This window comes from Christiangramia echinicola DSM 19838, assembly GCF_000423065.1.
In the GTDB taxonomy this organism is placed as follows: domain Bacteria; phylum Bacteroidota; class Bacteroidia; order Flavobacteriales; family Flavobacteriaceae; genus Christiangramia; species Christiangramia echinicola.
The window spans coordinates 921,641-927,778 of the sequence record NZ_AUHG01000011.1 but is presented as its reverse complement, the minus strand read 5'-3'; the positions used below and the strand labels follow the sequence as shown (position 1 = coordinate 927,778).

Annotated in this window: 10 protein-coding genes; 6 read left to right on the top strand and 4 right to left on the bottom strand. The window is 34.2% G+C overall.

All coding sequences use genetic code 11. From position 1 onward, the window contains the following. From G530_RS0109250 to G530_RS0109235, 4 genes are all read right to left on the bottom strand, one after another. Nucleotides 1-416 (bottom strand): protein kinase domain-containing protein (locus tag G530_RS0109250; protein WP_026934264.1); only part of this gene is annotated, 416 nt, incomplete at its 3' end. A gap of 5 nt (nt 417-421) precedes the next feature. After that, complete coding sequence (locus tag G530_RS0109245; RefSeq protein ID WP_026934263.1) at nt 422-1,279, bottom strand: PP2C family protein-serine/threonine phosphatase; 858 nt, start codon at nt 1,277-1,279, stop codon at nt 422-424. Nucleotides 1,280-1,371: 92 nt separating this feature from the next. Continuing rightward, on the bottom strand, nt 1,372-1,737 hold the full coding sequence (locus G530_RS0109240) for a hypothetical protein (RefSeq protein ID WP_026934262.1): 366 nt from the start codon (nt 1,735-1,737) through the stop codon (nt 1,372-1,374). 28 nt (nt 1,738-1,765) lie between these two features. Further along, the gene (locus G530_RS0109235; protein ID WP_026934261.1) at nt 1,766-2,257 is read right to left on the bottom strand and encodes a hypothetical protein; all 492 of its coding nucleotides are present in this window, start codon (nt 2,255-2,257) and stop codon (nt 1,766-1,768) included. A gap of 213 nt (nt 2,258-2,470) precedes the next feature. Between G530_RS0109235 and G530_RS0109230 the strand changes: the two genes are divergently transcribed. The 6 genes from G530_RS0109230 (at nt 2,471) to G530_RS0109205 (ending at nt 6,125) form a co-directional block, all read left to right on the top strand. Further along, a complete protein-coding gene (locus tag G530_RS0109230) occupies nt 2,471-2,929 on the top strand; it encodes a hypothetical protein (RefSeq protein WP_156888615.1) in 459 nt (152 codons plus the stop codon). Beyond that, the gene (locus tag G530_RS0109225) at nt 2,880-3,743 is read left to right on the top strand and encodes an ATP-grasp domain-containing protein (RefSeq protein ID WP_169514038.1); all 864 of its coding nucleotides are present in this window, start codon (nt 2,880-2,882) and stop codon (nt 3,741-3,743) included. Before G530_RS0109230 ends, G530_RS0109225 begins: the two co-directional genes overlap by 50 nt. After that, a complete protein-coding gene (locus G530_RS0109220) occupies nt 3,733-4,713 on the top strand; it encodes an ATP-grasp domain-containing protein (RefSeq protein ID WP_026934258.1) in 981 nt (326 codons plus the stop codon). The genes G530_RS0109225 and G530_RS0109220 overlap by 11 nt, the downstream gene beginning before the upstream one ends. A gap of 3 nt (nt 4,714-4,716) precedes the next feature. Next, nucleotides 4,717-5,139 carry a hypothetical protein gene (locus G530_RS0109215; RefSeq protein ID WP_026934257.1) on the top strand — a complete coding sequence of 141 codons (423 nt, stop codon included), beginning with the start codon at nt 4,717-4,719 and terminating at the stop codon, nt 5,137-5,139. 2 nt (nt 5,140-5,141) lie between these two features. After that, nucleotides 5,142-5,633, top strand: coding sequence for a 3-oxoacyl-ACP synthase III family protein (locus tag G530_RS16755; protein ID WP_035716146.1), 492 nt, complete (start codon nt 5,142-5,144; stop codon nt 5,631-5,633). 84 nt (nt 5,634-5,717) lie between these two features. Further along, entirely contained in the window at nt 5,718-6,125 is a 408-nt protein-coding gene (locus tag G530_RS0109205; protein ID WP_026934256.1) for a 3-oxoacyl-[acyl-carrier-protein] synthase III C-terminal domain-containing protein, read from the top strand. Nucleotides 6,126-6,138 lie beyond the last annotated feature (13 nt).

Here is a 6,138-nt window from a genome sequence, read left to right as displayed (position 1 = left end):
AGATCTCGCTGAACGATATGATGTTTATGCAAATGTGCAATTCCATCTATTATAGCAAGTACCAACGTCTCTTTCTTCTCCTGGTTCAATTCATTTTTGGAAAGAAAATGATCAAGATTTCCTAATGGGTAATACTGCATAATGGCATAATCGAACACACCATTAAAAGATTCAAAAGTATGTACCTCTTCATAATTCGCAATATTGGCATGTGGAGGGAGCTTTTCGATAGCTTTAAATTCTTCCCGTAATGAAAACTCTTTATCCCCGGAAATTCGAACTTCAGATACTTTTACGGCTACCTCACGATCCAGCACATTATCATAGGCCCTATAAACGGTACCGAAACTACCGCCGCCTATTTTATCTTCCCTAACATTAAAACTGTAGCGTTTGAAAAATTCTTCTTCGGTCATTGTTACTAATTTTTGTGATCTCTACCGGACCATATACCTTTCGCCCAATCCCTGATCGATAATTTTGATTTTATTTTCTGATTCTCCCTTTTTAATGATTTTAAACTTGACCATTCCAGCTTTTCAGTTTGGTCAACCTTGAAATCTCCGTTTTCTACTTCGAGTATTATCGCTGTATTATTATCCCGGCTTTCAATAGAACACACATCCTTCATCTGATTTCCTATATTCTCTATTGAAAAATCTTTATTGCACAAAAGTTCAATGATTTCAAGATCCGAATAAGCTTCAAGAACCCCATCTGAACATATAAGAATTCGATCTCCTTTTCTGAGATCTGAGATTAAATGTATTTCAGGTTCGGGGTTGTTATCTATTAATCCATTTTTTAAAGCCCTGTAAATTCGGTTATTCATCGGGTGAACTCGCCCTTCTTCCCTACTGATCTCTCCATTTTTGACCAAATCCCCCACCAGAGAATGATCCCAGGTATGCCAGAATTTTTTATTAGAAGGCCGAACTAAAAATATTCGGCTGTCCCCAATATGGGCTGTGTATATCCCCTGAGAAGAGTTGATGAAAATACCGGCTAAGGTCGTCGCCGTTCCATCAAATTCCGGATGCTCATTTACTTTGGAGTTTAATTCGTTAATTCCCTCTTTTATCAGCCTGGAAATTTCGTCTGGTGAACTAACAGGTTTCTTTAAGGCATCTACTAAAAATTCGCAGATTACCTTACTTGCTATTTCCCCTTTGTTTGCACCTCCAACACCATCACAAACCACATAAGAATATTCACCTATGCCATGAGCATCTTCATTATCAGATTTTTGACCTATATGAGAATATGAGAAGATTTGCATTGCCCAAATATAAAAAATTATCTAAAAATTTTGTTAAAACTGTTTTCTAAAAATATTCAATGGAATCCTTTTTTCAATATTAATATAGGGTATTACCTACTTAAGTTTACCGGCCAGCTTGGAGTTAAGGAGGTATAAAAACTGTAAATTTCCAACGCTTCAGGATAAATACTTTTCTCAGGTTTAATGGGGATTATCTCATTTTGTCGCTGTGAAAGTCGAATATAATTAGCCTTCTCTACCAAAGGATCTATTACTAATACATATGAAAGATTATGGGGAAACCGATTACGACACTCTATCTCATAAAAAAACCTATCCTCTTCTTTATCGATTTTTTTATACCTCACTTCCTCATCAGTTTTCCACGAACTCCATTCATTTATATCTTGTGCTTGGGCTTTACTTAAAAAAAGAAATGGGAAAATGAAAAATAAATCAGTCTTAACTAATTGCATATGTTTCAATTTACTATAATATTAATACCTAACGCTTTCCTTTGTTGGTGTAGGTATTTTTATAAGTATCATTTTTATAAAAATTTACGATCCTCCTAAACCTTTCAATCACGAAATAAAGGATGTGCTCATTCCCCTGAAACAAATCTATTTCTGTATACAAAAAGGAGTAAATGGGTGGATCAAGCTTAGACACATGCAGATTGAGAACATAACCATCATGGGTTATAGAATCGATCTGTTTTAACGGAATTTCAAGCACACTAGGATCAAAACTACCGGAATGGTAAATATTTAGCACCGCTTTTTGTGGGCTATTACTATTTTTAATATATATGGAATCCATGAGTATAGACTCTACCCTGGTTTCTTCCAGCCAATTTTCTACCCTTTCAAATAAAAACCTCTGGCTGTTCAGGTAACTAATATCAGATTGAATTTCAGACCAATCCAGATTCTGAGATAAACTTTGGTGATTACCTCCTAAAATAAATAAAATAAGATATAAATGCCTAAACACTGAAAAATGCCATAATTATTGCAAGCAATATACAAATCTTAATAAAAACTTAAAATACCCCTTTCGGGGTATTGATTGGAACATCTATATTTGTAATTTTTGTAAAATCAACCCACGTTACGGAAACCAGTGCGAGAACTTTACTTTTCTATTTCTTCAAATCTTCCTCCAGAAATTATTGAGTTAAAAAATAATGCATTTAAGTCAAACTTATTGAATGAGAAGGCCGCAAGAGTTGAAGATAAAGGAACTTACGTCATAGTTAAAAAAGGAGATGTCTTTTTAGGAGCTCTAACGGTAAGCGTAGCCGGCGAAATACTTCAAGCCTGGTCCAATGGGAAAATAACTTCGGATAAAAATGATTTATTTTTATCCCGAGGCTTTATTATTCAAAATCCATATTTCAGAATAAGAGAAGTTTTTAAATTACTTATACTACATACCCTAAATTTTTATCACGATAAAACTATAATTACTTCGGTAAGACCTTCTAATAAAGGAGTTCGGGAAGTAATAGAATTATTTGGCTTCGAGAAATATGGTTTAATGCACTCATACCATTCTATTGAGAATGATTCTGTAGACTTAATACTTTTTAAACTAGAAAATTATAATCTGAATTTTGAACAAAAGAAAAAGGAAATTCTATCTGATATACAACCAGCGTTTTAGAAACTGGGAAGAACGACTAACTATGCTTTCAGAGGCTGCCACTGAGCGAAATATAGAACCTATTGCATTAGAATCTGAGAGTTTTGATTACAGTAAATTAAGTGAACTGGAAGCTGGACCAGATGATATGTTTTACAATGTCACCCCGTTTTCTCATGAAATAGAGAATATTCTAGTATCAAAGAAAGTTAAAAGCTTTTTCACCAGTCCGAGTATTCAAAATTACATCTTTTCAACACACCAGCTTGATCTTTCATTGAAAGCTGCCAATATACCGATCCCTAAGACTATCTTAAAGGGTTCAAACAATAAAGAATTACTGAAAAACTATGTTGAGTATCTTAATGGTTTTCCACTTATTTTAAAAGTTACAGGTGGAACTTTAGGCGTGGGCGTTATTAAGATCGAAAGCTGGGAAAGCCTCGTCTCAACGGCCGATATGCTTTCCTCAAAAAGTATTCATTTTCAACTGAAACAATATATACCAAATAACGGAACCATAAGAGCCATTGTAGTAGGTAATCAGGTTGTATGCAGCATAATTAGACTTAATCCAGAAAATGATTTTAGATGTTCTGCTCCAGGTAAATCTTCTATAATTGAAGCTTATTCATACTCTGAAGAATTAGAGAAGTTGGCAATTGAGGTTTCTCAAGCCGTAAAATTTGAATTTGTTGGGATAGATATTATCCAGGGGAATGATGGTAATTTTTATGTTCTTGAAGTTAATTTCCCTAATGATTTTAGTATTCCCGCAAATTTCACCGGGGTTAATGTTGCTAAGTTTGTAGTAAATCATCTGAATGAAAAATAACTCTAATATATTTTCAACTCTTGATGGTTTCGATCACCTTGTCGCCAGCACTCAGTTATTGATCAAAGAGGTTCTTTCTCGTGGTGGTACTGTGGATGTTCTGGACGACCAGTATAATTTAATTGAAATTACTATTGATAATAAGGTTTTAAAAGTATTGGGCACTACGTATACACATACCCATTCACTTTTAAACTACATGATATGTAATAACAAAAGGTTGTGTAAAGAACAGCTCAAAAGGCTAGGTTTTCAAACTCCGGAATTCCAAATTATCAGAAATTCAAATGAGTTTAAGGGTCTGAGAATTAAATTCCCAATAGTACTAAAACCTCTAGAAACCAATCACGGTACAGATATAAAAGTTAACATTCAGTCTAAGGAAGAATTTTTAACCTTAATCAAACATCCCTTAAAAAAATACAAGGAGATGATGATAAAGGAATTTATTGAAGGACCAGAATTTCGCTTTTTGGTTATCGAAGGAAAACTGGTGGGTGTAATTCAAAGGATCCCGGCTAATCTGGAAGGCGACGGTGTTCATTCTCTATTGGATTTATTGAATATTAAGAACCAAAATCGTGGAGATGGTTATACTAGGCCATTGATGAAGATATCAGAGCCGGATTTCCAAAAATATTTAAAAAATTCACAGTTGCATGAAGAATATGTTCCTCCCAAAAATGAGATACATCAAATATGCGAAATCAGTAACCTGAGTAAGGGTGGAGATAGTATTGATGTAACTGAGGAGATTAGCCAGTATCATAAACAATTAGCAATTAAAATTTGTGAAAAATTTAATCTTCCATTTGCCGGAATAGATATTATAATCCCTGATTTGCATAAGGAATATTATGAGGTTTTGGAAATCAACGAACGTCCTATGATTAGCATGCATAGCTATCCATATAAGGGAACAAACCGGTTCGCTGAAAAGTACTTATTAGATCACCTTTTAAAAAATTAAATTATGACTATCGGTTTATTTGTAATTCTTAGCTTATTCTCGAGTCCAAATGATTTTGATTTTTGTACATGCAGCGAGTCAAAGGAAATAACCCAGGAGGACATAGAAGATTATGATCTAATCCTCCATGGAATCGTTCAGAAGATCGAGACGGTAGAGCACCAGAAACTTATCACATTGAACATCAAAACACTATATAAGGGTAATCTTGAAAATAATATTGTGACAATTTCTACACCGGCAGATCTAGCTATGTGTGGACTGAATATCGGGACAGGCACTGAATGGCTGCTTTTTGCTTTCGACGAAAATGGCGAATATTCCACGAATTCCTGTACCAGATCCGGTGACCTGGATTCTTATATAGATTGGATAAAGGATAGGGTTGAAAAAGATATAGTGTTTCTCGAAAACTTAAAGAAGTAACAATGGCTATCATCATATCTTCAGCTGGCTCATATATTCCAGACGAGGTAATTTCAAATAAAGGGCTTTCCGAAAAGTTTGATCAACCTTTTGATATAGAAAACTGGATTCTTGATAAAACAGGTATCCTTGAGCGCAGAAAATCTAATCTTAAACCTTCCGAACAGGGATTTTTAGCTGCAAAAGAAATGAAGCTAAAGGATGGGGAAATAGATTTTATTATAGTAAATACCTTTACAGGAGATTATACATTACCACAAACGGCAACTTTAATTCAGGAAAAACTTGGATTAAAAAAAGCATTCGCATTTGAAATTAATATGCCATGCGCAGGTCCTGTTTATGCCTTATCAATGGCAGAAATGTTTTTGAAATCCGGAAGATATAAAAAAGGTCTGCTTATAGGAGTTGACAAAATGCTGGATGCAATAGATCCGGACGATTTTTTGATGAATGTTTTGTTTGGTGAAGGTGCTGGGGCTATAGTAGTATAGAATAATGGAAATATAAGCAATAGCGGCATAATCGACTTTTATCTTGGATCATATATCGAAGGTAACGTCGGTGAAGATTATTCATTGAAAGTATTAGCCGGAAAATCTAATTACCCAATCCAGAATTATGATCCGACTAAAAAAGAACATTTTCTTTTAATGGATGGAAAAAAAGTAAAAACCTTCATAAACGAAAAACTCAATGAATCCATAGACTGGTTGTTAGACAACCATATAGCGGAAACTGAAGATATTGATTATGTAATTACTCATCAGGCTAATAAAGTAGTGATCGAAAACTGCCTAAAAGAAAGAGGTATACCTTCCAAAAAGATTTTAAAAACTGTTGAACTATTAGGAAATACCGGTTCCGGTTCAATTTACATAACAATCGCTGAACATTTTAAAATCTTTAAGCAAACAGGGAAAAAAATTTTAATTTGTGGTATGGGAGGTGGACTCACATGGGGCGCAATCTATTATAAAACATGATTGAATTTCAATT